This is a genomic window from Streptomyces sp. 840.1 (assembly GCF_003751445.1).
Classification (GTDB): domain Bacteria; phylum Actinomycetota; class Actinomycetes; order Streptomycetales; family Streptomycetaceae; genus Streptomyces.
The window spans coordinates 1,286,200-1,311,696 of record NZ_RJUU01000003.1 but is presented as its reverse complement, the minus strand read 5'-3'; the positions used below and the strand labels follow the sequence as shown (position 1 = coordinate 1,311,696).

The window sequence follows — 25,497 nt, the reverse complement described above, 5'->3', positions numbered from 1 at the left end:
TGCGTACTCGCTCCATGCGTACTTGCTCGACGGGTACGCGTGGGGCGCTCACCGGCGGGGTCGTGCGGCGCTCGCACCGGTACCGAAAAGAGCGCGTAGCCGTCCCGTAACACGCCTGCGGTCGAATGCCTGCGGACTGGAAGGCTCCAGCCGACGGCGGCCCGAGGGCGGAAATGACAGTGCATCAGCATGCGGTGTCCCTGAGCGAGTTCGCGCGCTACCTGCGGTATCTGACCCGGCTGCTCGATCCCGCCCAGGGCTGGTACGGCGTCTTCTGCGAACGCGATCCGGAGGGGATGCGGGCCTGCCTGGAGGGTGTTGAGATCCCGCCCTGGGACGTGGTGGACTCGCTTTTGCGGGATCTCGTGCCGGCGCGCGGCGCCGCGTTCGCCGAACGGGAGTCGGTACGCGCTGCCGGGCTCCACGCCGCCTCGGCCGCCGGTCACGACCGCCGCCCCGGCGGGCGGCAGCAGCTCGTGGAGCGGCTGGAACTGATGCTGCGGGAGCAGGCGCACGCCGCCCAGCGGCTGCTCGCGGCCCATGAGCGCGATGCGGCGGACGCGGTCGACGCCCAGACGGCCGCCTGGGCCCGGGACGACCACGAACGCGCCTCGGCCCGCTGCGCGGAGCTGCGCCGGCGGCTCGCGGCGGTGCGCGACGCCGCCCCGGAATCCCCGCCGCCACCGCACGCCCCGCCGCCACCGGAGACCTCAGCGGCACCCGCCCCCGCTCCCGCCGCATCCGCTTCCGCCCCCGCACCGCCCGTGCGCAGGAGGCCGCGCGGTGCCCGGTTCGCCGGGCTGGACGTGGACGACGAGAGCCCCGCGTCCGTGGCGCCCGTCCTGCCCGTGCCGCCGGTCGCGGTCGCCGTGCCGCGCGGCGCCCGGTTCGGCGGCGCGTCGCCGGGCGCGGACCGGGGCCCCGCCGAGGTCCCGGTGGATGCCGAGGCGCTGGAGGCCGCCCGGGACACCGTCGCGGCGCTGCTCCGGCTGCGGGCGGAGGGCCGCAGCGGCGAGGCGCACGGGGTGCTCTGCGAGGCGGCGGCGCGGCCTGCGGACCGGTTGCCGGTGCTCGCGGCGCAGCTGCGGCTGGCGGGGCTCGACGCGGACTGGGCGACCCTGCTGTGGGAGATCTCCTCGCTGCCGCCGGCCGCACTCGCCGCGGCGGCCGCCGCACTGTCCGGGGCGGGACGGCCGGAGGACTGCGACCGGCTGCTGCGCCAAGGCGTGGCCCGGCCCGCCGCCGAGATCGCCGACGCCGTGGCCGCACTGGAGCGGGCCGGCCGTGGCCCGCAGGCACGGGCGCTGCTCGGCGCCTTCGTCCGGGTCCGGACACCGCAGGACGCGGCCAGGGTCGCCGAGAGCGATCCGGGCCGCCTCGTACCGCAACTGCTCGCGGCCGCCCGGGAGGTGTCCGGGGCGAGGGAGCGGGACGTGGTGCACGCACTGAGGGTCGCGGGCATCGGCTGAGGGGCGCGGGGACCGGCGGAGAGGAGCGGGGATCGGATGAGGTCCGTCCGGCGTGTCCTGGCGTCCCGGTGCGCGCCGGGCTCGTACGCACGGCCGGGAACGGTCCGTCCCGCGCTCCCGGGCTGGACCGCACGGGTGCGAAACAAGATCGACTCCGCTGGTTCACGGCGATGGTCTTGCCCCGCTGTGTGACGGGGCTTACGTTCTCCTCTACGCACGTGTCTACGGGCGTAGAAACTGCCAAGAGGCTCTCTGACGCCGCGTCGAAGGAGCAGCTCATGTCCCAAGTCGTACGCGCCGCACTCGTCCAGGCGACCTGGACCGGCGACACCGAATCCATGATCGCCAAGCACGAGGAACACGCCCGCGAGGCCGCCCGGCAGGGGGCGAAGATCATCGGATTCCAGGAGGTGTTCAACGCCCCCTACTTCTGCCAGGTACAGGAACCCGAGCACTACCGCTGGGCAGAGGCTGTGCCCGAGGGCCCGACCGTGCAACGGATGCGGGAGCTGGCCCGGGAGACCGGCATGGTGATCGTCGTCCCGGTCTTCGAGATCGAGCAGTCCGGCTTCTACTACAACACCGCAGCGGTGATCGACGCCGACGGCTCGTATCTCGGCAAGTACCGCAAGCACCACATCCCGCAGGTCAAGGGGTTCTGGGAGAAGTACTACTTCAAGCCCGGCAACGTCGGCTGGCCGGTCTTCGACACGGCGGTGGGCAAGGTCGGCGTATACATCTGCTATGACCGGCACTTCCCCGAGGGCTGGCGCCAACTCGGGCTCAACGGGGCCCAGCTGGTGTACAACCCGTCCGCGACCTCGCGCGGTCTCTCCGCCCACCTCTGGCAGCTGGAGCAGCCGGCGTCCGCCGTCGCCAACGAATACTTCATCGCCGCGATCAACCGCGTCGGCGAGGAGGAGTACGGCGACAACGACTTCTACGGCACCAGCTACTTCGTCGACCCGCGCGGTCAGTTCGTCGGTGACGTGGCCGGCGACAAGGAGGAGGAACTCCTCGTCCGCGACCTCGACTTCGGGCTGATCGAGGAGGTCCGTCAGCAGTGGGCCTTCTACCGGGACCGCCGTCCCGACGCGTACGAGGGACTGGTGGAGCCGTGAGCAGTCTGCACAACCGCCATCTCGCCGTCAGCCCGGACTGGCTGGCCCTCTACTACCGGCATCCGCTGGAGATCACCCATGGCGAGGGCCGCCACGTCTGGGACGCGGACGGCAACCGCTACCTCGACTTCTTCGGCGGCATCCTCACCACCATGACCGCCCACGCGCTGCCCGAGGTCACCAAGGCGGTCACCGAGCAGGCGGAGCGGATCATCCACTCCTCCACGCTCTACCTGAACCGGCCCATGGTCGAACTCGCCGAGCGTGTGGTCAGCCTCTCCGGCATCCCGGACGCCCGGGTCTTCTTCACCACTTCGGGCACCGAGGCCAATGACACGGCGCTGCTGCTGGCCACCGCGTACCGCAGGTCGAACCAGATCCTCGCGATGCGCAACAGCTACCACGGCCGGTCCTTCTCCGCCGTCTCCATCACCGGCAACCACGCCTGGTCGCCCACCGCGCTGTCCCCGCTCCAGACGCTGTACGTGCACGGCGGCGTCCGCGGCCGTGGACCGTACGCGCACCTGAGCGACGGGGAGTTCATCGCGGCCTGCGTGGCGGACCTGGAGGACCTGCTCGGGCACACCCGGGACGCGGCCGCGCTGATCGCCGAACCCATCCAGGGCGTGGGCGGGTTCACCTCGCCGCCCGACGGTCTGTACGCCGCCTTCCGTGAAGTCCTCGACCGGCACGGCATCCTGTGGATCTCCGACGAGGTACAGACCGGCTGGGGCCGCACCGGTGAACACTTCTGGGGCTGGCAGGCGCACGCGGAGAACGGGCCGCCGGACATCGTCACCTTCGCCAAGGGCATCGGCAACGGCATGTCGATCGGCGGTGTCATCGCCCGCGCCGAGGTCATGAACTGCCTGGACGCCAACTCCATCTCGACGTTCGGCGGTTCGCCGGTCACCATGGCCGCCGGTCTCGCCAACCTCGGGTACCTGCTCGAACACGACCTCCAGGGCAACGCCCGCCGGGTCGGCGGCCTGCTCATCGAGCGGCTGCGGGCGATCACGGCCGGTTCCGACCGCGTCCGGGAGGTGCGTGGCCGGGGGCTGATGATCGGCATCGAGCTGGTGAAGCCCGGCACGGACGAGGCGGACCCCGAAGCGGCCTCGGCCGTGCTGGAGGCGGCCCGCGAGGGCGGCCTGCTCATCGGCAAGGGCGGCGGCCACAACACCAGCGTGCTGCGTATCGCCCCGCCCCTCTCGCTCTCCATCCCGGAGGCGGAGGAGGGCGCGGTGATCCTCGCCGACGCGCTGCGAGCGGCGGGTTGAGCACCGGGCGGCGCGGCGCTCCCGGTACCGGCGGGGGAGCGCCGCCGGGGCGGCGCGCCCGTTGCCGCCGGACGGCGCCGGCTCCGGCCGCCGGACTACCCGCCGAGGCGCTCGAACCGCAGGGAGCCGCCGTCGCTCCCGTCGTCGGTGCCCCAGACCGCGCGTCCTCCGGGCAGGACGGCGATGGCCTCGACCCTCCGGTTGTCCCGCTCGGTGAACAGGCTCAGCGGCGTCAGTTCGCGTCGCGGCCTCAGGCGCAGCACGGCGTCATGGGCCGCGTTGACGGTGAGCCGGCCGGCTTCGTAGACGGCGGAGGTGGGCGGCCCGTCGTCCTCCTCCGGGCCGGAGGAGGACGAGACCATGACGGTGCCGTCCGTCAGGACCTTCAGATCGCTGATGTGCCGGACCCCGGGCCGGTCCGGGTACGGGACGGTGAACTCCTGCCGGGCGCTGACAGTGCCGAACTCCGGGCCGTCCGCCCCGACGCGCACCGAGGAGGCGCGCGCGACGGCCGGGAGCTCGCCGCTGCCGCGTGTCGCCCAGACGGCGAAGGTGCGGCCCGAGCTGTCTCGGTGCAGCGCGAAGCTCTCGTAGCTGTCGCCGTCGAGCCGGCCGGGCAGCGCGACGGGGGCGCCCTCGGCCGTCGCCCGGCCGTGCGCCACGATCAGGTGGAAGGCGTCGCCCCCGCCCGTGACGGCGACGTAGTGGCCGGGGCGGCCGGGGACCGCGTCGATCGCCTGCAGGCCGGCGGGGAGCGCGCCGAACCAGGGGAGTTCCCGGACGGCCGGGGCGCGGCCGGGCCGCAGAAGGACCGTTGCCGCCCTGGACTCGCGGTCCCCGCTGTTGTCCCGTACGACGACCAGGTCGGCCAGGCCGTTTCTCTCGGGCGCCCACGCGGCCGGTGCCATGCCGCTCACCCCGCCCACGGTGCCCGAGCCGACCCGCTGCCAGCCGTCGGACGGGCCGGCGGGCGGGGGAGCGGCGAGGGAGGCGCAGAGGGCGACCGAGGCGATGACTGCGATTCTGATCATGGAGCGAAGCTAGGGTGTGGCCGGGCGGGTCCGGGGCCGAGCGCCGCCCGCCGTCCGGCGGGTTCCCCCGCACGGACTCGCCCCACTCGTCCGTCCGGAGCCCGGCGCGGACCGTCGCGGCGCCGCGCGCTGGGCCGGTGGAGTGCCGGACGGATGAAACGGAAACGTCTTCAGCGGTTGACCGCAGCGGTATTGCCACAGTGGGCAGCCCACTTCTACGTTCTTCACCACGCACCGGTCTACGTGCGTAGACCCGTTCCGCCACAGTCCACAGTGAGGAGGGGTACATGAGCCGCACCGTCATCCACGGCGGCCTCGTCGTCACCGCATCCGACGAGATCCACGCCGATGTACTCGTCGAGGGCGGCCGCATCGCCGCACTCGCCGCGCACGGCACCGACGCCGCAGCGAGCTGGACCGCCGACCGGACCATCGACGCCACCGGGAAGTACGTCATCCCGGGCGGCGTCGACGCGCACACCCACATGGAGATGCCGTTCGGCGGCACCTACGCCGCCGACACCTTCGAGACCGGGACCCGGGCGGCGGCCTGGGGCGGCACCACCACCATCGTCGACTTCGCCATCCAGTCCGTCGGGCGTTCCGTGCGCGAGGGGCTCGATGTCTGGTACGCGAAGGCGGACGGCAACTGCGCGATCGACTACGCGTTCCACATGATCCTCGCCGATGTGAACGCCTCCTCGCTCAAGGAGATGGACCTGCTGGTGGCGGAGGGCGTCACCTCCTTCAAGGGTTTCATTGGCTCGGGTGACCAGGAAAGTTCAGCCCGAGTAGGCGACTGAGCTGCAAGAACGTGCTGATCTAAGCCTGCTGGCGGGGCGGGACTCCCTCACCTGCCCCGCCAGCAGGACCCGGCGGACGCAACAGGACCACAGAACGGCTCACGAGTGAGCCCCCCGTATCCGACGTGAATGGAGCAGAAGCTATGGCACGGACTCTGATCTCAGGCGGACTGGTCATTACGGCTTCCGACGAGCTGCATGTCGACGTGCTCGTCGACGGCAGTCGCGTCGTGGCGATGGCCACTCCGGACAGCCATGAGTGGCAGGCGGACCGTGTCATCGACGCTGCGGGGAAGTACGTGATCCCTGGGGGAGTCGACGCGCACACCCACATGGAGATGCCCTTCGGTGGCACGTTCGCCTCCGACACGTTCGAGACGGGTACACGGGCCGCGGCCTGGGGCGGCACGACAACCGTCATCGACTTCGCTATTCAGCCCAAGGGTGGATCGCTCGGCGAGGGGCTCGATGCGTGGCACGAGAAGGCAGATGGAAAGTGCGCCATCGACTATGCGTTCCACATGATCATGTCGGATGTGAATGAGTCCTCACTCAAGGAGATGGACAGGCTCGTTTCGGCCGGAGTTAGTTCGTTCAAGCTCTTCACTGCGTACCCAGGGGTATTTCTCTCCGACGACGGCCAGATTCTCCGGGCGATGCAGCGAGCCAGCTCGAACGGTGGCCTGATCATGGCTCATGCGGAGAACGGGCTTGCAATCGATGTGTTGGTGGAACAGGCGCTAGCACGTGGCGAGAGGGACCCGCGCTATCACGGTGAGGTTCGGAACGCGCTTCTTGAGGCGGAGGCGACGCATCGAGTGATTAGGCTGAGCCAGGTGGCGGGAGCTCCTCTCTACGTGGTGCACGTGTCGGCACAGGAGGCCCTGGCCGAGTTGGTGCGAGCTCGGGACGAGGGTCTTCCTGTCTTCGGAGAAACTTGCCCGCAGTACCTCTTCCTTTCGACTGACAACCTGGCGGAAGCTGAGTTCGAGGGTGCGAAGTATGTCTGCTCCACTCCTCTACGCCCGAAGGAGCATCAGGCGGCATTGTGGCGCGGACTGCGTACGAACGATCTGCAGGTGGTCTCCACGGACCATTGCCCGTTCTGTTTCAAGGGGCAGAAGGAGATGGGCCGGTGGGACTTCTCGAAGATTCCGAACGGCATGCCGGGCGTCGAGAACCGTATGGACCTACTGCACCAGGCGGTTGTGGACGGGCACATTAGCCGTCGGCGCTGGATTGAAATCGCGTGCGCGACGCCGGCGCGGATGTTCGGCGTGTATCCGAAGAAGGGAACGATCGCCCCAGGGAGCGACGCCGATATCGTTGTCTACGACCCGCATGCCGAGCAAATCATCTCCGCTGAGACGCACCACATGAACGTCGACTACTCGGCCTACGAGGGCAAGCGTGTGAAGGGGCGGGTGGAGACGGTGCTCTCCCGCGGCGTTTCGGTGATCGAGAATCGCAGTTACGTGGGTCACGCGGGGCACGGGACCTATGTTCCGCGAGGGATCTGTCAGTATGCGAACTGAGGGTTCGTGATGCTTCTCCGGTCGACATGACTCCGACGACGCGCCATGTGGAGTGCGTGGCGATCCTTGAACCGGTCGCAAAGGCGGTCTGACCTGCAGGTTTGAATGGTGTGCGCTATGTGCACCGTGGGCGTTACGGGCGATATAAAGCAGCCCGGGCGCGGGCACGGCGGCGAACCGCCATTGAGCCTTTTCCATCTTGATCAGGTGGCGAGTTCGAGGGCGACGACGGCACGGACGACGACTGTGATCCGGGTGGTGCTGCAGCGGAGCTTCCGCAGGAGCCGCCAGCATTTGAGGGTGGCCATGGCACGTTCACCGAGGCAGCGGATCTTGGTGTGATCTCGGTTGTGACGTCGGCGCCAGCCGCGCAGATTCTTGCCCCGGAACGGGACGCGGACAGCGGGGCCTGCGCCCTGATACGCCTTGTCCGCCCAGCACTTGATGCCGCGGCGGCGAGAGCGGCGGGAATGCCGTGGGTCCGGGCCGCGGTCAGATCGTGCACGGCTCCGGGCAGCGCGTCCGAGGCCCAGATCAGGCGGCCGGCTGGATCTGCGAGGACCTGCACGTTCATCCCGTGGTGCTTCTTCTTCCCCGAGTAGTACGGCCTGTCGGCGGCGATGCGGTCGATCGGCAGCACGGTGCCGTCGAGGATCACGTACGCCTTCTTCCGCACGGCCGTCATTGCCTGTTCCAGCGTGGGCGCCAGAGCGGCCAGGAGGTCGACGGCCTCGCGTATGTATCGGTAGACCGTCGCGATCCCGACGCGGAAACCTGCTGCGAGGCGGGCGTAGGTGTCGCCGCAGCGCAGGTGGGCCAGGACGAGCAGGGCCTGCCGGCCGCAGTTCAGGCGACGCCATCGGGAGCCGATCCGACGGCGGTGACCTGCGAGGAGGCTGGAGAGGTGTTGCAGGGCGCGGCTGGACAGATCGATACCGGACGGGTAGACAAGCACGCGAAAGCTCCTGGCGGACTGGTGATCTTGGTCGTGAACCCGTCTACCAGGAGCTTTCTTCACGCCCGCTGCCGGGGTCGCCCGTCCAACCACCCGTCAGGTTGGAAACGGCTCATTGTCCGCGCCCTACCTCGATTCGAACAGCGGCATCGTCCGCCGTGACCACCCCCCCCAGATCTGTACCAGAACCCACTCGGCAGCGACAGAACTACGGCCGCGCCTCTGGTCACGGTGATGCGGTCGTCGCCGGTGTCGGCGCGGACGACGGCCGGTGCTGCGACGTGCGCCTCTTCGACGCCTCCGTCACCACTCTGTGCCGCTCAGCGTCCAGGGTGGGCCGGAGTACGTGCGCCGACGGGTGGCCATTCCGGATCTGGCTCCACCGTCCCTTCTTCGGCGGATGCCGCTTGCCGCCGCGCGGGGCTCCCACTACCACTCGGTGTGCCGTCAGCTGCCCCGTCGATCTCGGAGACGGTGGCACGATACAAGGAGGCCGGTGTATGCGTCATCGGAGAACGACTTGGTTCACGACGGAGGTGGATGGGTGTTCAACCTGTCTCAGCGGATGGAAGGGTTCCCCTCCGAGCACGTGCCGGTCCTGGGACGCAACCGCGAGTGCGACCTGCTGGACGGCCTGCTCGATGCTGTGCGCGGTGGTGACAGCCGGGTGCTGGTGCTGCGGGGTGAGCCAGGGGTGGGAAAGAGCAGGCTGTTGGAGTACGTGACGACCAGGGCCGAGGGGTTCCAGGTCGCCCGCGTCGCCGGTGTGCAGTCGGAGATGGAGCTGCCTTACGCGGGCCTGTACCAGTTGTGCGCCTCCATGACGGACCGTCTCGATCGGCTTCCCGCAGTGCAGCGCGATGCCGTCGGCGGCGCTCTGGGGATGGGCTCGGACCGGGCCCCCGACGCCTTCCTCGTCGCCCTCGGCGTCCTCGGGCTGCTGTCGGAGGTGGCCCGCGACCGCCCCCTCCTCTGCGTCGTGGACGACGCCCAGTGGCTGGACCGCGCGTCCATGCAGGCGTTGGCGTTCACGGCGCGGCGCCTGCAGGCGGAGTCCGTGACCGTCATCTTCGCGACTCGGACATCGGACGAAGAGACGCCGGGCGTTCCGGAACCGGCAGGTCTACCGGAACTGCTGATCAAGGGTCTGCCCGAGCGTGAGGCCGACGCCCTGCTGCGGTCCGTACTGCCGGGACCGTGGGACGAGAGCGTCCTCAGACGCGTCCTTGCCGAGTCGCAAGGCAATCCGCTCGCACTGCTGGAACTGTCGAAGGCATCGACTCCGGCGGCACTGACCGGTGGCTTCGGACTTCCGAGCATGCGGCCCGTCAGAGAACGCATCCGGAAGACCTATGTCCACAGGATCACCGGACTTCCGGTGGCGACCCGCGAGTTCCTGCTTGCCGCTGCGGTCGACCCGACGGGGGAACCCGCACTGCTCCGGCGCGCCGCGCGCGAGCTGCGGATCGACCCCGAGGTCGCCACGGACGCGGTGGCCGCCGGGCTCCTCACGGTCGGGGACCGGGTCCGGTTCTTTCACCCCATGGTGCGCTCCGCCGTCTACTGGTCGGCCTCGCCCGAAGAACGGCGGAGCATGCACCGCACGCTGGCCGAGGTCACGGACCGGACCGCCGACCCCGACCGGCGCGCCTGGCACGCGGCCTACGGCGCCACCGGCCCCGTCGAATCCATTGCAGCGGAACTCGAACGCTCCGCCGGGCGGGCCCACACACGCGGCGGGTCCGCGGCGGCCGCCGCGCTGCTGGCCCACGCGGCCGAACTCACGCCCGACCCCGGCCGACGGCGGGAGCGCGCGCTGGCCGCCGCACGCGCGACCCACGAGGCGGGCTCCCCCGACCGCGCCCTGGAACTGCTGTCCCTGGCCGGGACGGACCTCGTGGACGAACACATGCGCGGCGAGGTCGACCTGGTCCGGGCGCGGATCGCGTTCACCACGAACCGGGGCAGCGAGGCTCCCGGCCTCCTGCTGGAAGCCGCCCGCCGGCTTGCCGGCCATGATGTCGCGCTGGCCCGCGACACGTACCTGGAGGTCGTGAACGCGGCGATCTTCGCCGGACCGCAGGCGTACGACGACGGGCAGTACGAAGCGGCCAGGGCGGCCCGCGGGCTCCCGGCACCGCAGCCCCCGCGCCCGACCGATCTGCTGCTCGACAGCCTGGCGGTCCGTATCCTCGACGGTCATGCCGCCGCCGTACCGGAACTGCGCCGGGCCCTCGGTGCCTTCAGGGAGCCGGACCTCTCCGCAGCGGAAGGGCTGCGCTGGCTGTGGCTGATCTGCGTGACCGCCGTGGGTCTTTGGGACCACGACACGATGTCCGTACTGGCCGGCCGCCACCTCCGGCTGGCACGGGAGGCCGGGCAGGCCACCGCGCTGCCGTTCGCCCTGACCATGCGCTGCGTGGTGCACGTCCTCGACGGTGAGCTGACGCAGGGTGCGGCGCTTGCGGAGGAGGTGCAGACGGTGGCGGAGGCGGTGGGGACGGCCGCACCCCTCTACGGCGCGCTCTTCGTCGCCGCCTGGCGGGGCCGGGAGGGGGAGTGCCTGGACCTGAGCAGGCGGGCCGACGAAGGCGTGGAACACCGTGGGGAGGGTGTGGGACCGGTGGTCAGCAGGTGGGCCCGGGCCCTGCTCTACAACGGCCTCGGACGGTACCAGGAGGCGGCGGAGGCGGCCGACCTGGCGAGCCGGGAGTACATCCAGCTGGAGATGGGCATCCCGGTGTGGTCCCTTGTCGAGTACATCGAGGCCCATGCCCGGGCCGGCACCCCCGCACAAGCGGCCGACGCACTGGACCGGCTGACCGAGCTGACGCGGGTGAGCGGCACGGACTGGGCCAAGGGCATCGAGGCCCGTTCCCGTGCGCTGCTGACCGGGCAGGCGGAGGCCGAGGCGCACTACCTGGAGGCGATCGAGGCGCTCGGCCGCACCCGTGTCCGCGGGGAGTCGGCCCGCGCCCACCTCGTGTACGGAGAATGGCTGCGTGACCAGGGCCGCCACGACCAGGCTCTGCGGCAACTGCGCGTCGCGCGAGAAGAGTTCGAAGCCATGGACATGTGCGGCTTCGCGCAGCGCGCCGCCGGTGGGACCGTCCAACGGGTCGCCGAGAGCACTGCGGTCGAGCTGACACCCAAGGAGGGGCAGATCGTCCGGCTGGTGAAGGAAGGACTGACCAACTCAGAGATCGGAACGCGGTTGTTCGTCAGCCCACGCACCGTCGAGTGGCACCTGCGGAAGATCTTCGGCAAGCTCGGGGTCACCTCACGACGGCAGCTGTGACGACGCGCCGTGGAGGAGGTGCGAACAGGCACAGGTGATTTTCACGCCGGCCCGGTCGAGCCGCTCGACCGCCGCGGTCGTGGCATCACAGCGGGGCGGGCGACCGCTCTCCCCTGAGCGTGCGCTTCGGGACGACGGTGTGAGGAGTGAACAGTTTTTCCAGCGACGTGATGTCGCCCGTCCGGGCCGCGGTGACGAACGCCTTGAACAGGCGCCGGTGGTCCCCGGCATCGACGGTCGCCCGCTGCTCCGACAGAAGGTGTTTGCGCGCCCTGCTCACGATCTTCCGTACGTTGACCACGCTGAGGTGCAGGATCTCGGCGATGTCCGCGTACGCGTAGTCGAAGGCTTCCCGCAGGACGTACGCGGCCCGCTCCGTGGGAGCCAGCTTCTCCAGGACGAGGAGCAGGGCGAGTTCCAGCGCCTCGGCCCGCTGGGCGCCGGCCTCGGGGTCCTGACTGGTGTCGATGGGCTCGGGCAGCCAAGGCCCGATGTAGGTCTCGCGGCGGACCCGGGCGGACTGGGTCACGTTGATGGCGAGGCGAGTGGTGGCGCTCGACAGGAACGCCGCGGGACTCACCACCGCCGACCGGTCGGTCCGCTGCCAGCGCAGCCAGACCTCCTGGACGACGTCCTCGGCTTCGGCCTGACTGCCCAGCATGCGGTACGCGATACCGAAAAGGCGTGGCCGCAACTCCACGAAGACGGAGACGGCCTCCTCCAAAGTGCCGTCCCCCGGGGACGGGTCGGGATTCATGAGCCTGTTGTCTCCGATCTTGCGGGTGGGTGCCTGCGAGGCGCGGTCATGGGGGGACGTCGGGTGCACAGGCGAGGACGGGCTTCGTTCATTCGCGACATCCGTCGGTGTCATGGCCTCCAGGTTCGCCCGCCGGCCCCCTCCACGGCGCCCCTGATGACGCCTGGTCCACCCCCTGGCCCCCGGGGCAGGTACCCCCGGGGGGCGACCCTTGGTGACGAGGTGAATACGAAGCGTTGTCGTTCGGGACGTCCACCCCGTGGTCCCACCTGCGAGGTGACTGGTCCGGTTGTGGGTGGTGGGGCATGATGGGGTGACCCAGCCGACCCGGGTCTGGCCCTCTGACCTGCGCGGTGGTAGATGTCGAGCAACGCTCCTCAACGCGTGCTGCTGGGCAGAAGCCATGAGTGCGAGGTGCTGGACCACGTGGTCGCCGATGCCCGTGGGGGCCAGAGCCGGGTACTGGTCCTGCGAGGTGACCCCGGGGTCGGCAAGTCGGCCCTGGTGGAATACGTGTCACAGAACGCGCCGGGCTTCCAGGTGCTCCGGGCCGTGGGTGTCGAGTCCGAGATGGAGCTCGCCTTCGCCGGGCTGCACCAGCTGTGCATGCCGCTGCTGGGCCACATCGACCGGCTCCCCGGCCCCCAGAACGTCGCCCTGGCCACCGCGTTCGGTCTGCGCGACGGCGGTGCACCGGACCGGTTCCTGGTGGGGCTGGCCGTACTCAGCCTGCTGGCCGAGGCGGCCGAGGAACGCCCGCTGCTGTGCGTGGTGGACGATGCGCAGTGGCTCGACCGGGTCTCCGCGCAGGCCCTTGCCTTCGTCGCCCGCCGATTCCTCGCGGAGAGCGTGGCGTTGGTCTTCGCGGCGCGTCACCCGGCCTTCGGGGCTGTCGACGACCCGTGGGCCGCGCTGTCGGAGGTCGAGGTCGCAGGGTTGCGCGACGACGACGCGCGGGAGTTGCTGGAGTCGGTCGTCCCTGGGCGGCTGGACGAACGCGTCCGGGAGCGCATCGTCGCCGAGACCCGGGGCAACCCCCTGGCCCTGCTGGAGCTGACGCGGGGGCTGACCACCACCGACCTGGCCGGCGGGTTCGGGCGTCCGGACGCGCGGCCGCTGACGAGCCAGATCGAGCACAGCTTCGTACGGCGAATCGAGGCACTGCCGTACGGGGCTCAGCGCCTCCTCCTGACGGCGGCCGCGGAACCGGTGGGGGACGTGCCCCTGCTGCGACGGGCCGCGGAGCGGCTGGAGATAGGCGCGGACGCGGAGGGGGCGGCAGAGGAGGCGGGGCTGATCGAGTTCGGCGCGAGGGTGCGCTTCCGTCATCCACTGGTGCGTTCAGCCGCCTATCGCGCGGCCCCGCCCGCGGAGCGCAGGACCGTGCACCGCGCGCTAGCGGAGGCGACGGCTCCCGGGGTCGACTCGGACCGCCGCGCTTGGCACCGTGCCCACGCGGCTGTCGAACCCGACGAGGCCGTGGCCGAGGACCTGGAGCGCTCGGCCGACCGAGCACAGGCCCGTGGCGGCGTCGCGGCGGCGGCCGCGTTCCTGAGACGCGCGAGCGAACTGACGCCCGACGCGGGCAGACGTGGAACGCGTGCCGCGGCGGCGGCACAAGCCTCCTTCGAGGCCGGAGCCCACGAGGTGGCGCTCGAACTCCTCACCGCGGCGCAGACACTGCCGTTGGACAAGGCCCAGCAGGCGCGGCTGGCACGGCTGCGCGCCCAGATCGCCTTCGCGCGCCGGCGCGGCGGCGAGGCGCTGTCGATGCTGCTCGACGCCGCAGCCCGCATGGAGACCGTCGCCGAGGACCAAGCGCGGGAAACGTACCTGGAAGCACTCGGATCGGCGGTCTTCGCCGGCCACCTCGGAGGACCCGTCGGGGTGCGCGAGGTGGCCGAGGCCGCCGCCGCAGCACCGCCCGGTCCGCTGCCGCTCCGGCCGGCGGACCTGCTGCTCGACGGCCTGGCGGCCTGGTTCACCGAGAGCCACGTCGATGGCAGTCACCTGCTCCGTGCGGCCCTGTCGGCCTTCCGGCGGGCCGCCGAGCACGATGACGAGGACACCCTGCGCTGGCTGTGGTTGACGTGGCTCGTGGCCGGTGAACTGTGGGACGACGAGACGTGGCACGCGTTGACCACGCGGGCTGTCCGCTCGGCCCGCGAGAGCGGCGCGCTCAACTTCCTTCCGCTTGCCCTCTCCTACCGTGCGGCCGTCCATGTGCACGCGGGAGAGTTCGCCCGGGCCGCTGAGCTGATCAACGAGTCCGACGACCTCACCGAGGTGACCGGCAACTCGCCCCTGCGGTACGCCCCGCTGCTGCTCACCGTATGGCGCGGCAACGAGGACGGGGCGGCGGAGCTGATCCGGAGCGGTATCCAGGACGTGAACACCCGGGGTGAAGGCCGGGCGATCGGCCTGGCCCACTACCTGCTCGCGGTACTCCACAACGGTCTCGGCCAGTACGAGGAAGCCCTCGTCAGCGCCGAACTGGGGTGCCGGAACGACGACTTGGCGGTCATCGGGTTCACCCTCATGGAACTCGTCGAGGCCGGAGTCCGCGGCGGATCCCCGGAGGCCGCCGCGGCGGCGCTGGTCCGGCTGGAGGAGCGGGCCGTCGCGAGCGGCACGGAATGGGCCCTCGGCGTCCTGGCCAGGTCTCGGGCCCTGCTCAGCGACGGCCGGACCGCCGACCGGCTGTACCGGGAGGCACTCGGACACCTCGGGCGCAGCCGGGTGACCGTTCATCTCGCCCGCACCCACCTGGTGTACGGCGAGTGGCTCAGCCGCGAGGACCGGCGCGCTGACGCGCGCGAACAGTTGCGTACGGCCTACGACATGCTGCACGGTTTCGGAGCCGAGGCATTCGCGGAGCGCGCGCGTCGCGAACTTCTCGCCCTCGGCGAGTCCATGCGGAACCGCGAGAAAGACGCGCGCGAGGCCCTCACCGCACAGGAGGCCCACATCGCCCGACTGGCCGCCGAGTCCTGGACGAACTCGGAGATCGGCGCCGAGCTCTTCATCAGCCCACGCACGGTCGAATGGCACCTGCGCAAGGTGTTCACCAAGCTGGGGGTCACTTCACGCACCCAACTCGGCGAAGCGATGAGCGACACCACCTGACAGCTTCGCGGGGTGGCGATCACATGCATAACGTTGTGTTCCACTCTCCCGCGACTCTGTCACCGGTCAGGACTTCGCGCGGTAGAGGCCGCGACCAGTCCGTTCGATGCGGGACGCGCCGACGAGCCGGTCGAGGGTGCTGCGGACGGCGTTGACGCTGCCGCTGTCCGTGTCGCGTCCGAGCGCCGCCGCGACATCACGGGCGCGCACGTCGTCGCCGGCGACCCGGGCGAAGTAGTCCATGATCTGTTCGGTGAGCCTGCCGTAGCTCCCCGCTTTCCCGGCCCGCGGACGGACAGCGGGTTCCTTCGCCGCCTGCGGTTTCCCCGACCGCCCCCGCGTCGTCGGCCTGCTCTTCTGCGTAGCGTCGGCCCGTGGGGTGGTCGTGGCCGCATCGGTGTCGGCGTCTTCGCTCGCACCGGTCAACACGTCGACGGCAGCCGAATCCGTCATCAGATCCGTGAGAGCGCTCAACGCGCGCTGTACGGAACCGAGGTGGGCGACGATCGCCGCCAGCTCCCTCTCCAGAGCTTCCTTCTGGATCTCCAGGCGGGTCAGATACTCCTGGAGGCTCTCAGCGGTGGTCTCGATGTGGTGCGCCGCGCGAGTCGCCGGGGGCATGTCTTCCTCTCATTCTCGGACATCCTGTTCTCGGAAATCCTGCAAGGAAGCATACTCTTCACCACGACGACTGCCACTGTCCTGACGTCCCACACGGTCCAACCCCGGTAGGGGAAGCGACATCCGCAGCCGGCGCAACTCCTCCGAGGCTTCCCGCATACGCGTGTCGAGGGTGTCGATGGCATCCTGGAGCACCTGCGCCCGCGCCTCCAGCACGGCGGCCTCCGCTGCCAGCAAGACACCGGCGGAGGCGGCGCTGTCGAAGGATTCGTGGCGATCATGGGTCATCAGACGTCCTTCTTCGGCCCGAGTCGTGGTCGGCGCCCGGGAGTCGGCACCCGAGCGCACTACCGGGTTGACCGGGCAGCCGGAGGGACTGTGACAGCGTTCCGGCTTCAGACCACAAGACTCACCAGAGGGACGCCGGGACCGCGCAGGGCTGAGTCGTCCGTCCCGGCCCCCGACTCGACGAGGGCGCGGACCGCATCGACGACGTCCCACGTATGGACGCTCATTCCCGCCAGGACGCGGTTCCCGGACATGCAGAAGGCGATGAACCGCCGCTCGTCGAGCGAGCCGCGGAAGACGACACGGTCGTAGCCGCCCGTTCCGTGTGACCGGGGTACTCCATCCCGAGGTCGTACTGATCGGTGCAGAAGTACGCCAGCCGCTCGTACGCCTCCTTCCGGCCGAGCATGCCCGGGGCGACGGTCCGCGGCTGGTGCAGCGCGTTGGCCCAGTGCCCGACGCGCAGCTGCCGGCCGAGCCGAGGGTGCCAGGCGTTGACGTTCCGGTGAGGCGCTCGATCCGGGCGAGGGGGCGCAGATCGGCCCCGTGCTCCTTGCGCGGTGCGGCGAACTTCCTCCGCGGTCCGGCCGGCGGCGAGACCGCCCCCGACGATCACGAACGTTTCCGCACGCGAGATGATGTTCTCCGTCCTGGCCGGTCAGCCCGGTTGAACCGTGTGACGCCGATACGCACCAGACCGTCAGCCGGCCCTGGTCGTGACACCGACACCGACACCGGCCGTCAGGCCACTCCGCAGTGTCATCGCGAGGACAGCCGCGTCGGTGGGTCCGGACGACGGGGTGAACCCGTGGCGTTCCAGATCCCGGACGAGCGCGGAGCGCGAGGCGGGCCACATCCAGAAGGTCTCGGTGTGTTCCTGCAGCATGCAGCCCTGCGCCCGGACCCAGTAGTGGGCACGGGCTCGGATGCGGCCCCCGACGGCTGACATCACCATGCGCCCGCCGTACTCGTGCCGGCCGATCCGCCGCTCGGGAAAGATCCGCACGACATCACGTGCGGGAAGCCGGGCGGGCGGCAGGTGGAGGAGGAGGGAGCCGCCGGGGGAGAGGGCGGCGCCGATCGACGGCCAGAGCGCGCGCCGCGCGGCAGGCGAGAGGCAGGCGACCGTGTTGTGGCAGACGGCGACGTCCGCCACCTCGTACAGGGCAGCCTCGTCCAGCGGGTGCGGATACAGCGTCGCCCGGTCGCGCGCGGCGGGCAGTGCGGCGAGGCGGGCCGTCAGCACGGTGCGCATGGCACGCGAGGGCTCGACCGCGTGCACATCGGCCCCGGATTCCGCCAGGCTCATCAGCGTCACCCGTCCTGTCCCGGCTCCGATGTCCAGCACACCCTGCCGGGCCCGCGCGACCGCGGGGCCGTAGAGCCGTCGAACCAGCGTCTCGTCCTCGTCGGCCTGGAGGATGTCGTAGAACTCCGCTGTGACGGTGTAGGGGTCCGGCCGGGGACGGACGTTCGGTGCGATCACGGTGACGAGGTGCATGCTCAGCAAGACAGAGCGCCGACCGGTCCTGTGACAGGGCGTGTTGTCACACCCCGGAGGTACCGCCGGTCTTACAGGCGAGAAACAGGCCAGAAAGGGCATCCGACATGAACCGAACCATCCTCACCCGCCGATCCCGTGCGGCGCTCACCGTCCTGACCGGTGCCGGTACCGTAGCGGCGTTGCTGGCCGGCACCGTCGTCCCGGCCGCCGCCGACAAGGGCGCCCCTGCGCAGCGGACCAAACCCACCATCGTGCTCGTTCACGGTGCGTTCGCCGATGCCACGAGCTGGAACGGTGTGATCGACAGGCTGCGGCACGACGGCTATCCGGTGGTCGCCGTCGCCAACCCGCTGCGCTCCCTCAGTGGTGACAGCGCCTACCTGAAGGACGTACTGGCCGGCATCGACGGGCCCGTCGTACTGGCCGGCCACTCCTACGGCGGCTCCGTCATCAGTAACGCCGCCACCGGCGACAGCGACGTCAAGGCGCTGGTCTACCTCGCTGCCTTCCTCCCCGAGCGGGGCGAGAGCGCGGTCGGCCTGTCGGGCAGGTTCCCCGGCTCCACGCTCGGCGAGGCGCTGCGGCCCGTGCCGGTCACCAACCCCGACGGCTCGCGCGGCACCGACCTGTACATACGCGACGACACGTTCCGCCACCAGTTCGCCGCGGACGTGCCCCGTGACAAGACGGACCTCATGGCCGTCACGCAGAGACCGGTCACCGAGGCGGCCTTGGCCGAGGGCGCGGCCGAGCCGGCCTGGAAGACCATCCCCTCCTGGGATCTGATCGCCACCCGGGACCTCAACATCCCACCCGCCGCTCAGGAGTTCATGGCCGTGCGGGCGGGCGCGCACACCAGTGAGGTCCGCTCCTCGCACGCCGTGAGCGTCTCGCACCCCGGGAAGGTCACCGAGGTCATCGAGGACGCCGCACGCTCGGTGCGCTGACACGCACGCACGCACGTACGAGACCGGGACGGCCGTCAGTACCGCGCCGGTCTTGTACGTGTGCGCCCACCGCGCCCCGCACCACCATCCGCCCGACGAAAGCCCGCACATGATCAGTCCTTTCCGGCCGTCGGACGTGCCGGACGGCGAGCCGCGCCGAGGCGGCACCGAACCGGCCGCCCGTCCACGAGCCGCGTCCCCGCTCTACCGCGACCTCGCGATGCTGCTGTTGGCGCAGCAGGAGAGAGCGTGGGACAGTGCTCTGCTCGAACGCGGCCTGCTGCCCGGCCTCGGTCCGCGGCACGACGGCTTCGCCACCGCCTTCCACTACGCACCCTGCCGCCCGCATACCCTGCTGAGCGGCGACTTCTACGACGTGACGCAGACCGAGGACTCCACCGTGCACGTCATCATGGGGGACGTCTCCGGCCACGGCGCGGCAGAGGCCGCCCTCGCCGTCCACTTGCGCCTGTCCTGGCGGGCCGCGGTCCTGTGCGGACAGACCCAGCTGGAACGGCTGCACCTGCTGGAAAAGGTGCTGGTGGCCGAGCGGCCGGACGAGGAGACGTATGCCACTCTCGTCTGTCTGGAGTTCCCGGCCCATGGGCGGTCCGTGCGGATGGTCAGCGCCGGCCACCCGGGTCTGCTGCACCGGCGCAAAGGGGAGATCGGGTGGGTAGAGCCGGCCGGGGGCATCGCGCTGGGGCTCTTCCCCGGTCATGGGGGCTGGTCGCAGAGCGACTTCGCTCTCGGGTACCGGGACAGTGTGGTGCTGTTCACCGACGGCCTCTACGAGGGCCGGACTGTCTCCGGGCGGCTCGGCGAGCAGGGGCTGCTGCGCCTGGCGACCCGGTACGCGCACCTGCCCTACCAGAACTTCGTCGACGCCTTGGTGCGCGGTGCGGCACTGCTCACCGAGCCCTTCGGCGGTCTGGCGGACGACGTGACCGTCCTCCACCTTGGCTGGAACCGGCCCCCACGGGCCTGAGCCACGCCACCCGCGTACCCATGTGCGGCCGGTCCCGGCTCCCCGCAGGGAATCGGGACCGGCCTACGGGACGGGTGTCCTCCCCCGGCCGGCGGAGGCGTGTCCTTGGAGGAACAGCTGGTCACCCGAGCCGTCGCCGCGCGCCCCGGAGCCGGCAGTGGTGTCCCGGACTCCGCGGCGAACTCGTGTACCCGGCGCACTGGACAGCAGGCCCGTTCCGGACCGGCGTGGCGCACGATCGCCCGGACGGGGTCAGCGTTGCTTGAGCCACTCGGCGAACGTGCGGTGGCCCAGATGGGCGCCAGGGCCGGGGAGCAGCGTCCGCTCCCGTAGCGGTGCGCCGAAGAACGGGACACCGGGATCGGCGACGACCGGGTCGGTCCGGCCGTCGGCGGCCAGCAGCTCGGTGACGAAGTCGTCGAGCCGTCGCTCTTCGGGGCCGGCTACCTCCAGCACACCGAACAGCGGTACGCCGACGGCGACATGGGCGACGGCGGCGGCGACGTCGTCCGGCGACACCGGCCGCACGGTCAGGGGCGGCACGAACACACCGTCCGGCCGGGTGCCGTCCTCGGCGGTGGCCGCCACCGACTCGAAGAACGGGGTGGCGCGTACGAGGGAGTACGGCACGGCCGACCGGACCGCCAGGGCCTCCTGCTCCGCCTTGGCCCCGAAGTACCCCTCCATGACCCGATCGGCACCGACGACCGAAAGCGCTACGTAGTGCTCGACGCCCGCCGAGGTGGCGGCTGCGAGGAGGTTGCCCGTCGCGGTGGCGAAGAACTCCCGTCCCACGTCGGCGTCCCGGGAGGGGGCGTCGGTGACGTCCACGACCACTGTGGCACCGCGCAACGATTCGCCGAGTCCCTGCCCGGTGCCGAGGTCCACACCGTCCGCGCGGGACACGGGCACGACCTCCGTCCCGTGGTCCCGGAGCCTGGCCACGGCCTTGGAACCGATCCGGCCCGTGGCACCTGCGACGACGACTCTCATGGTGATCTCCTCCGTCAGGCGGGCCGTGACCCCGCCGGCTGTTGTCGACGATGGTGAAGGGCGGCCACCGGGGTCCGTACCCCGGTGGCCGCCCCGGGAGATGGGCCCAGGCGGGCCCGGTGACAGAACCCGTCAGCCGAACATGCCGGGCTTGTAGCCACCGGCGGGCTGCCGGTTGATGACGTTGATGCGGTTGTACGCGTTGATGATCGCGATCAGCGAGATGAGCGCGGCGAGCTGGTCCTCGTCGTAGTACCGCGAGGCATCCGCCCAGACCTCGTCCGAGACACCGCCCGCGCCGTCCGCGAGGCGCGTGCCCTGCTCGGTCAGGGCCAGTGCCGCGCGCTCGGCGCCGGTGAAGACCGTGGCCTCGTGCCAGGCGGCCACCAGGTTCAGGCGCTGCTGGTCCTCACCCGCCGCGACGGCGTCCTTGGTGTGCATGTCGGTGCAGAAGCCACAGCCGTTGATCTGGCTGGCCCGGATCTTCACCAACTCCTGTGTGGCGGCCGGGACGGCGGCGTGCACCGCCGCGCCGGCCGAGTTCAGGTGCTTCATGACTTTGCCCGCGAGGGCGTTGCCGAAGTAGTCGATACGCGCGTCCATCAGGAAACCTTTTCACCGGGGGGAATTCGTTACGGTCTACTGACCGGGTTCCCCGTCGATCTGTGACACGGGGGCCGTCAGCGGGTCTGGTCGGTGGGACGGATGAGGATCTCGTTGACGGCGACGTGCGCCGGCTGGGTGACCGCGTAGAGGACGGCCGCGGCGATGTCGTCCGAGTCGAGGGTCTGGATGGACCGCGCCATGTCCTTCGCCGCGGCCCGCATGACCGGATCGGTGATGTGGCTGGTCAGCTCGGTCGAGACGAACCCGGGCTCGATGACGACGACCCGTACGCCCTGCTCCGTGACCTCTTGGCGCAGTGCCTCGGAGAAGGCGGTGACGCCGAACTTGGTGGCCGCGTAGGCTCCGCTCGCCGCCGAGGAGATGCGCCCCGCGGTGGAGGAGATCTGCACCACCGCTCCCTTGGCCGCGAGAAGGTGGGGGAGCGCCGAGTGCACCGTGTACATGGATCCCAGCAGGTTGGTCTCCACCATCCGCGTCCACTCCGTGATGTCCGCGCCCAGGATGGCTCCGCCGAGCATGACGCCCGCGTTGTTCACCACGATGTCGAGTGCGCCGAAGCGCTCGACCGTCGCCGTGACGGCGTCCTGTACGGAGCCGGGATCGGTGACGTCCAGCTCCAGGACGAGTACGTCGCCGGGGGCTTCCGCTGCCAGGGAGGCCAGCCTGTCGACCCGTCGCCCGCCGACGGCCACCCGGGCGCCCGCCTTGGACAGGGCGAGCGCCGTCGCCCGACCTATGCCCGAGGAAGCGCCCGTGACCAGGGCGACCTTCCTGTCGAGGGTCATGCTCATGTCTCCTCCTGAAGCTGTATTTAAAGTGACCGAGCGGTCAGGTTGCCGAGCCTAGCATCGAAAATGACCTACTGGTCACCTTCGGTGTTAAGCTCGGAGCATGACTGACACGACGCCCGCTCCCGGTCCCCGAGCGGACATGGTTCGCAACCGGCGGCTGCTGCTCACCGCGGCTACCGAGGCATTCGCCGAGTGCGGGGTCGATGTGTCGATGAGCGAGATCGCCCAGCGAGCCGGCCTCGCCAAGGGCACCGTGTTCCGGCATTTCGCGTCGAAGGACGACCTGCTCGCGGCGATCATGCTGCAACTGCTCGACGAACTCACCGGTCTGGCGGCACGCCTGCTGAAGGCCGACGCCGCTGGAGCGGCCCTGCGGGAGTTCATGACCGCGGGTGTCGACGCGCTCGCCTCCGACCAGGCGTTCTGCGAGGTGATCGGACGCCCCTCGCTCCAGCATGCCGAGGTACGGGCAGCGATCGGCCGCCTCGGCGACGTCGTGGAGGACCTCACGACCCGGGCGAAGGAACAGGGCGCCGTCCGTGCGGATGTCACCGGGACGGACATCATGCTGCTGCTCGGCGGCATCCACCAGACGGCCGCCCCCCTGCTGGACACGGCCCCGCAACTGTGGCGGCGCTACCTGGAACTGGCCCTCGACGGGCTGGGCGACTCCGGTGCCCGCACCCTGCCGCACCCGCCGCCCGCCGGACTGCGGCTGACGGCCCCCTCCGCACCGAGCTGACCCGGCACCCCGTCGGCGCGACCGCACCCTGTCACAGCGAACGGCTCCTCCCGGTCTTGGTGTCAGAAGCCGAGAGGAACAGAGGACACTGTGCGCGAAATCCTGATCGTGGGTGGTGGTTACGCGGGTTTCTACACCGCGTGGGGCCTTCAGAAGAAAATGCGCCGGGGTGAGGCACGCGTCACCGTGGTCGACCCCCGCCCCTACATGACGTACCAGCCGTTCCTGCCCGAGGTGCTGGCCGGGTCGGTCGAGGCCCGGCACGCGTCGGTGTCCCTGCGTAGACACCTGCGCGGGACCCGGCTGATCGCGGGCGCCGTCACGGAGGTCCGCGACGGCGAACGCAAGGTGACGGTACGGCCGGAGACCGGAGCGGACTTCGACCTCTCCTACGACGTCCTGGTGGTGACGGCGGGCGCGGTCACCCGCACCTTCCCCATTCCCGGGGTCGGCGAACAGGCGTACGGCCTGAAGCACGTCGAGGAGGCGGTGGCCGTACGGGACCGGCTGCTGACCTCGTTCGACCGCGCCGCGCTACTGCCGCCCGGCTCCGAACGCAGCAAACTGCTGGCGGTCACCTTTGTCGGCGGCGGCTTCGCCGGCGTGGAGGGTTTCGGGGAGCTGCTGGCCCTGGCGGCCGCACTGCTCAGGAGCTACCCGGAGATCCACGCGGACGAGCTGTCGTTCCACCTGGTCGAAGCGCGGGGGCGCATCCTTCCCGAGGTCGGGGAACGGCCCGGCGAGTGGGTGGTGCGCTTCCTGGAGAAGCGGGGTGCGAGGGTCCACCTGAACACTCAGCTCGTCTCCGCGGCGGGCGGTCACATCGTGCTGTCCGACGGTACGGAGTACGAGTCGGACCTGCTCGTGTGGGCCGCGGGCAACGCGTCCAACCCGATCGTGAGCAACCACACCGACCTCCCGGTCGACGAACGAGGACTGCTCGTGGTCCGCGCCGACCTCCGGGTCGGCACCGACAGCGAGGCAGTGGCCGGCGTGTGGGCCGCGGGCGACGACGCCGTCGTACCCGATCTGGCATCCGGACAGCCGGGGGCTCACACGGTCCCCAATGCCCAGCACGCGGTACGGCAGGGGAAGTTGCTGGCGAGAAACATCCTGGCGGACCTGCGCGGCCGGCCCACCAAGGACTACGTGCACCACAGCCTGGGTGTGGTGGCCACCCTGGGGCTTGGGCACGGCATCTTCCAGTACCGGCGCCTGGTCATCAAGGGGCTCCCGGCCTGGCTGATGCACCGCGGCTACCACGTGCTGGCCATACCGACCTGGGAGCGCAAGGCCCGGGTGTTCGCCGTGTGGGTCAGTGCCGCCCTCTTCGGCCGCGACATCGTCTCGCTCGCGTCGGTCCAGCGTCCGCGGGACGCCTTCGTCTCCAAGGGCGCCCCCCGCCACGGCGAACGGACCGAGGACGTGGTCGCCCGGTAACCCGGTCCTGACCGGGGCGAAGCGATGGCGGGGCCGTGGCAACGAAAAGGTGTCACAAGGTCTTTTGCCGCCCGGTCCGGCCGGTACTACGAGTACCGTTCCGCTGTGCACGCGCGTCGCGATGGCGAGGGCGTCGGAGCGCCGTCCAGGAGGAGGACCCGGTATGGACCACGTCGGTGACGACGTGCCGATCACGGAGCTGCTCGATGAGCGGCGGCATCTGCTGGAGGTCGCAAGCTGGATGCTCGGCAGCCGGGTCGCCGCCGAGGGAGCGATCAACGACGCGTACCGGCGGTGGTACGGGCTCTCCGATCCGGAACGGGCCGAAGTGACGGTACCTCGGGCCTGGCTGACGCGGACCGTCGGCGGGATCTGCCTGGGGCGGTTCGCGGGGCCGGACGGGGCCGGGTCGGCACCGCACGTTGGTGTACCGAGCAGTCCGGAGCCGGCGGGAGAGGCCGGGACAGCGCCGCGCACGGGCGCGGGCACCATCGGGCGGTCCGAACCGGGGTACGCCGACCCACTGGACCGGGCCCGCCTGAGCCTGCGGGCGCGCCGGGCGGAGCCGGCACCACCGCACCGGCAGGACCGAATAGTCGGCATGGTACGACGGGCATGCGCCGAAGAGGACGCCGGCCGGCTGGCCTCGCTGCTGGCCCCCGACGCGAGCGTCTTCTACGACGGCGGAGGCAGGATCCGCACACTGACTCGGCCGGTCAACGGCGGCGCCGAGGTCGCCCACAGTCTTCTGACGCTGCTCACCCGTCAGCCCCGCACGACCTTGGACACCCATTCCGTCAACGGACGCACCGGCCTCGTAGCCCGCTACGACGACCGGGTCGTCGCCGTCATCACGCTCGACATCGCCGGGTCCCGGGTCGTCCAGGTCTGGGTGATGCTCAACCCCGACAAGCTACGCGCCTGGAACCGGACTCCCGCGTGACGCGCAGCGCGTCACACTTTCGCGGTCCCCGCGGCCATAAGGATGAGCTCGGGGAGTCGGGTGGCTCGAAGTACTCGGCGTTGACGGACGCGTAGTGCGCCCGGTCCGGCGGGAGTTCGGCGCCGACCACCCCCTGATCGCCGCCCTGCCTCCGCAGCACCTGCCCAAGAAGGAGATCTCCGTCTTCGACGTCTGCGAGGAGGCGGCCGCCGACGCGGACCTGTGGTTTCCTTCATGA

At 70.7% G+C, this 25,497-nt stretch carries 20 protein-coding genes and 3 pseudogenes; 13 read left to right on the top strand and 10 right to left on the bottom strand.

All coding sequences use genetic code 11. The features are described from left to right. The first annotated feature begins 173 nt into the window (after positions 1–173). From EDD93_RS38190 to EDD93_RS38180, 3 genes are all read left to right on the top strand, one after another. Positions 174–1,469: a hypothetical protein gene (locus EDD93_RS38190; protein ID WP_185092646.1), complete on the top strand. Its 1,296-nt coding sequence runs from the start codon at positions 174–176 to the stop codon at positions 1,467–1,469. A gap of 278 nt (positions 1,470–1,747) precedes the next feature. After that, positions 1,748–2,590, top strand: coding sequence for a nitrilase-related carbon-nitrogen hydrolase (locus EDD93_RS38185; RefSeq protein ID WP_123531349.1), 843 nt, complete (start codon positions 1,748–1,750; stop codon positions 2,588–2,590). Continuing rightward, on the top strand, positions 2,587–3,870 hold the full coding sequence (locus EDD93_RS38180; RefSeq protein WP_123531347.1) for an aspartate aminotransferase family protein: 1,284 nt from the start codon (positions 2,587–2,589) through the stop codon (positions 3,868–3,870). The genes EDD93_RS38185 and EDD93_RS38180 overlap by 4 nt, the downstream gene beginning before the upstream one ends. A 95-nt stretch (positions 3,871–3,965) precedes the next feature. Here the strand turns inward: EDD93_RS38180 and EDD93_RS39840 are convergent, their stop codons facing one another. Continuing rightward, on the bottom strand, positions 3,966–4,901 hold the full coding sequence (locus EDD93_RS39840) for a hypothetical protein (RefSeq protein WP_185092645.1): 936 nt from the start codon (positions 4,899–4,901) through the stop codon (positions 3,966–3,968). A gap of 287 nt (positions 4,902–5,188) precedes the next feature. Between EDD93_RS39840 and EDD93_RS38160 the strand changes: the two are divergent. Both EDD93_RS38160 and hydA read left to right on the top strand, forming a co-directional pair. Further along, a pseudogene (locus EDD93_RS38160) lies at positions 5,189–5,662 on the top strand (amidohydrolase family protein); the annotation flags it as partial. A 185-nt stretch (positions 5,663–5,847) separates the two neighbouring features. Continuing rightward, on the top strand, positions 5,848–7,239 hold the full coding sequence (hydA, locus tag EDD93_RS38155; RefSeq protein WP_123531342.1) for a dihydropyrimidinase: 1,392 nt from the start codon (positions 5,848–5,850) through the stop codon (positions 7,237–7,239). Positions 7,240–7,442: 203 nt separating this feature from the next. Here hydA and EDD93_RS38150 read toward each other — a convergent pair. Then, a pseudogene (locus EDD93_RS38150) lies at positions 7,443–8,194 on the bottom strand (transposase family protein). A gap of 544 nt (positions 8,195–8,738) precedes the next feature. Between EDD93_RS38150 and EDD93_RS38145 the strand changes: the two are divergent. Further along, entirely contained in the window at positions 8,739–11,492 is a 2,754-nt protein-coding gene (locus EDD93_RS38145) for an AAA family ATPase (protein WP_311318358.1), read from the top strand. 133 nt (positions 11,493–11,625) lie between these two features. Here the strand turns inward: EDD93_RS38145 and EDD93_RS38140 are convergent. After that, positions 11,626–12,249, bottom strand: a pseudogene (locus EDD93_RS38140) (sigma-70 family RNA polymerase sigma factor); the annotation flags it as partial. A 384-nt stretch (positions 12,250–12,633) separates the two neighbouring features. Between EDD93_RS38140 and EDD93_RS38135 the strand changes: the two are divergent. Continuing rightward, complete coding sequence (locus EDD93_RS38135) at positions 12,634–15,375, top strand: AAA family ATPase (protein ID WP_311318357.1); 2,742 nt, start codon at positions 12,634–12,636, stop codon at positions 15,373–15,375. Between the two features lie 66 nt (positions 15,376–15,441). Here EDD93_RS38135 and EDD93_RS38130 read toward each other — a convergent pair whose 3' ends face one another. The 4 genes from EDD93_RS38130 to EDD93_RS38115 all read right to left on the bottom strand — a co-directional run bounded on the left by EDD93_RS38130 (position 15,442) and on the right by EDD93_RS38115 (position 17,785). After that, positions 15,442–15,996, bottom strand: coding sequence for a hypothetical protein (locus tag EDD93_RS38130; RefSeq protein WP_123531338.1), 555 nt, complete (start codon positions 15,994–15,996; stop codon positions 15,442–15,444). Between the two features lie 9 nt (positions 15,997–16,005). After that, entirely contained in the window at positions 16,006–16,284 is a 279-nt protein-coding gene (locus EDD93_RS38125; protein WP_123531336.1) for a hypothetical protein, read from the bottom strand. Positions 16,285–16,391: 107 nt separating this feature from the next. Then, entirely contained in the window at positions 16,392–16,550 is a 159-nt protein-coding gene (locus tag EDD93_RS40895; RefSeq protein ID WP_398906620.1) for a hypothetical protein, read from the bottom strand. Positions 16,551–16,984: 434 nt separating this feature from the next. After that, positions 16,985–17,785 carry a bifunctional 2-polyprenyl-6-hydroxyphenol methylase/3-demethylubiquinol 3-O-methyltransferase UbiG gene (locus tag EDD93_RS38115; protein ID WP_123531334.1) on the bottom strand — a complete coding sequence of 267 codons (801 nt, stop codon included), beginning with the start codon at positions 17,783–17,785 and terminating at the stop codon, positions 16,985–16,987. Positions 17,786–17,892: 107 nt separating this feature from the next. On the opposite strand from EDD93_RS38115, the gene EDD93_RS38110 reads away from it, so the two are divergent. After that, positions 17,893–18,735, top strand: coding sequence for an alpha/beta fold hydrolase (locus tag EDD93_RS38110; RefSeq protein ID WP_123531332.1), 843 nt, complete (start codon positions 17,893–17,895; stop codon positions 18,733–18,735). A gap of 109 nt (positions 18,736–18,844) precedes the next feature. After that, a complete protein-coding gene (locus tag EDD93_RS38105; RefSeq protein ID WP_123531330.1) occupies positions 18,845–19,723 on the top strand; it encodes a PP2C family protein-serine/threonine phosphatase in 879 nt (292 codons plus the stop codon). Between the two features lie 252 nt (positions 19,724–19,975). Here the strand turns inward: EDD93_RS38105 and EDD93_RS38100 are convergent, their stop codons facing one another. The 3 genes from EDD93_RS38100 to EDD93_RS38090 all read right to left on the bottom strand — a co-directional run bounded on the left by EDD93_RS38100 (position 19,976) and on the right by EDD93_RS38090 (position 22,128). Beyond that, on the bottom strand, positions 19,976–20,716 hold the full coding sequence (locus tag EDD93_RS38100; protein WP_123531329.1) for an SDR family oxidoreductase: 741 nt from the start codon (positions 20,714–20,716) through the stop codon (positions 19,976–19,978). Between the two features lie 132 nt (positions 20,717–20,848). After that, on the bottom strand, positions 20,849–21,319 hold the full coding sequence (locus EDD93_RS38095; RefSeq protein ID WP_123531327.1) for a carboxymuconolactone decarboxylase family protein: 471 nt from the start codon (positions 21,317–21,319) through the stop codon (positions 20,849–20,851). 77 nt (positions 21,320–21,396) lie between these two features. Then, positions 21,397–22,128, bottom strand: a complete 732-nt coding sequence (locus EDD93_RS38090) for an SDR family NAD(P)-dependent oxidoreductase (RefSeq protein WP_260256131.1) — start codon at positions 22,126–22,128, stop codon at positions 21,397–21,399. A 106-nt stretch (positions 22,129–22,234) separates the two neighbouring features. Here EDD93_RS38090 and EDD93_RS38085 point away from each other — a divergent pair, with 106 nt between their 5' ends. From EDD93_RS38085 to EDD93_RS39835, 4 genes are all read left to right on the top strand, one after another. Then, positions 22,235–22,876, top strand: a complete 642-nt coding sequence (locus tag EDD93_RS38085; RefSeq protein ID WP_123531323.1) for a TetR/AcrR family transcriptional regulator — start codon at positions 22,235–22,237, stop codon at positions 22,874–22,876. 90 nt (positions 22,877–22,966) lie between these two features. Then, entirely contained in the window at positions 22,967–24,316 is a 1,350-nt protein-coding gene (locus EDD93_RS38080) for an NAD(P)/FAD-dependent oxidoreductase (protein ID WP_123531321.1), read from the top strand. Between the two features lie 163 nt (positions 24,317–24,479). After that, positions 24,480–25,259, top strand: coding sequence for an RNA polymerase subunit sigma (locus EDD93_RS38075; protein ID WP_123531319.1), 780 nt, complete (start codon positions 24,480–24,482; stop codon positions 25,257–25,259). Positions 25,260–25,353: 94 nt separating this feature from the next. Then, positions 25,354–25,497 carry a hypothetical protein gene (locus tag EDD93_RS39835; protein ID WP_185092644.1) on the top strand — a complete coding sequence of 48 codons (144 nt, stop codon included), beginning with the start codon at positions 25,354–25,356 and terminating at the stop codon, positions 25,495–25,497.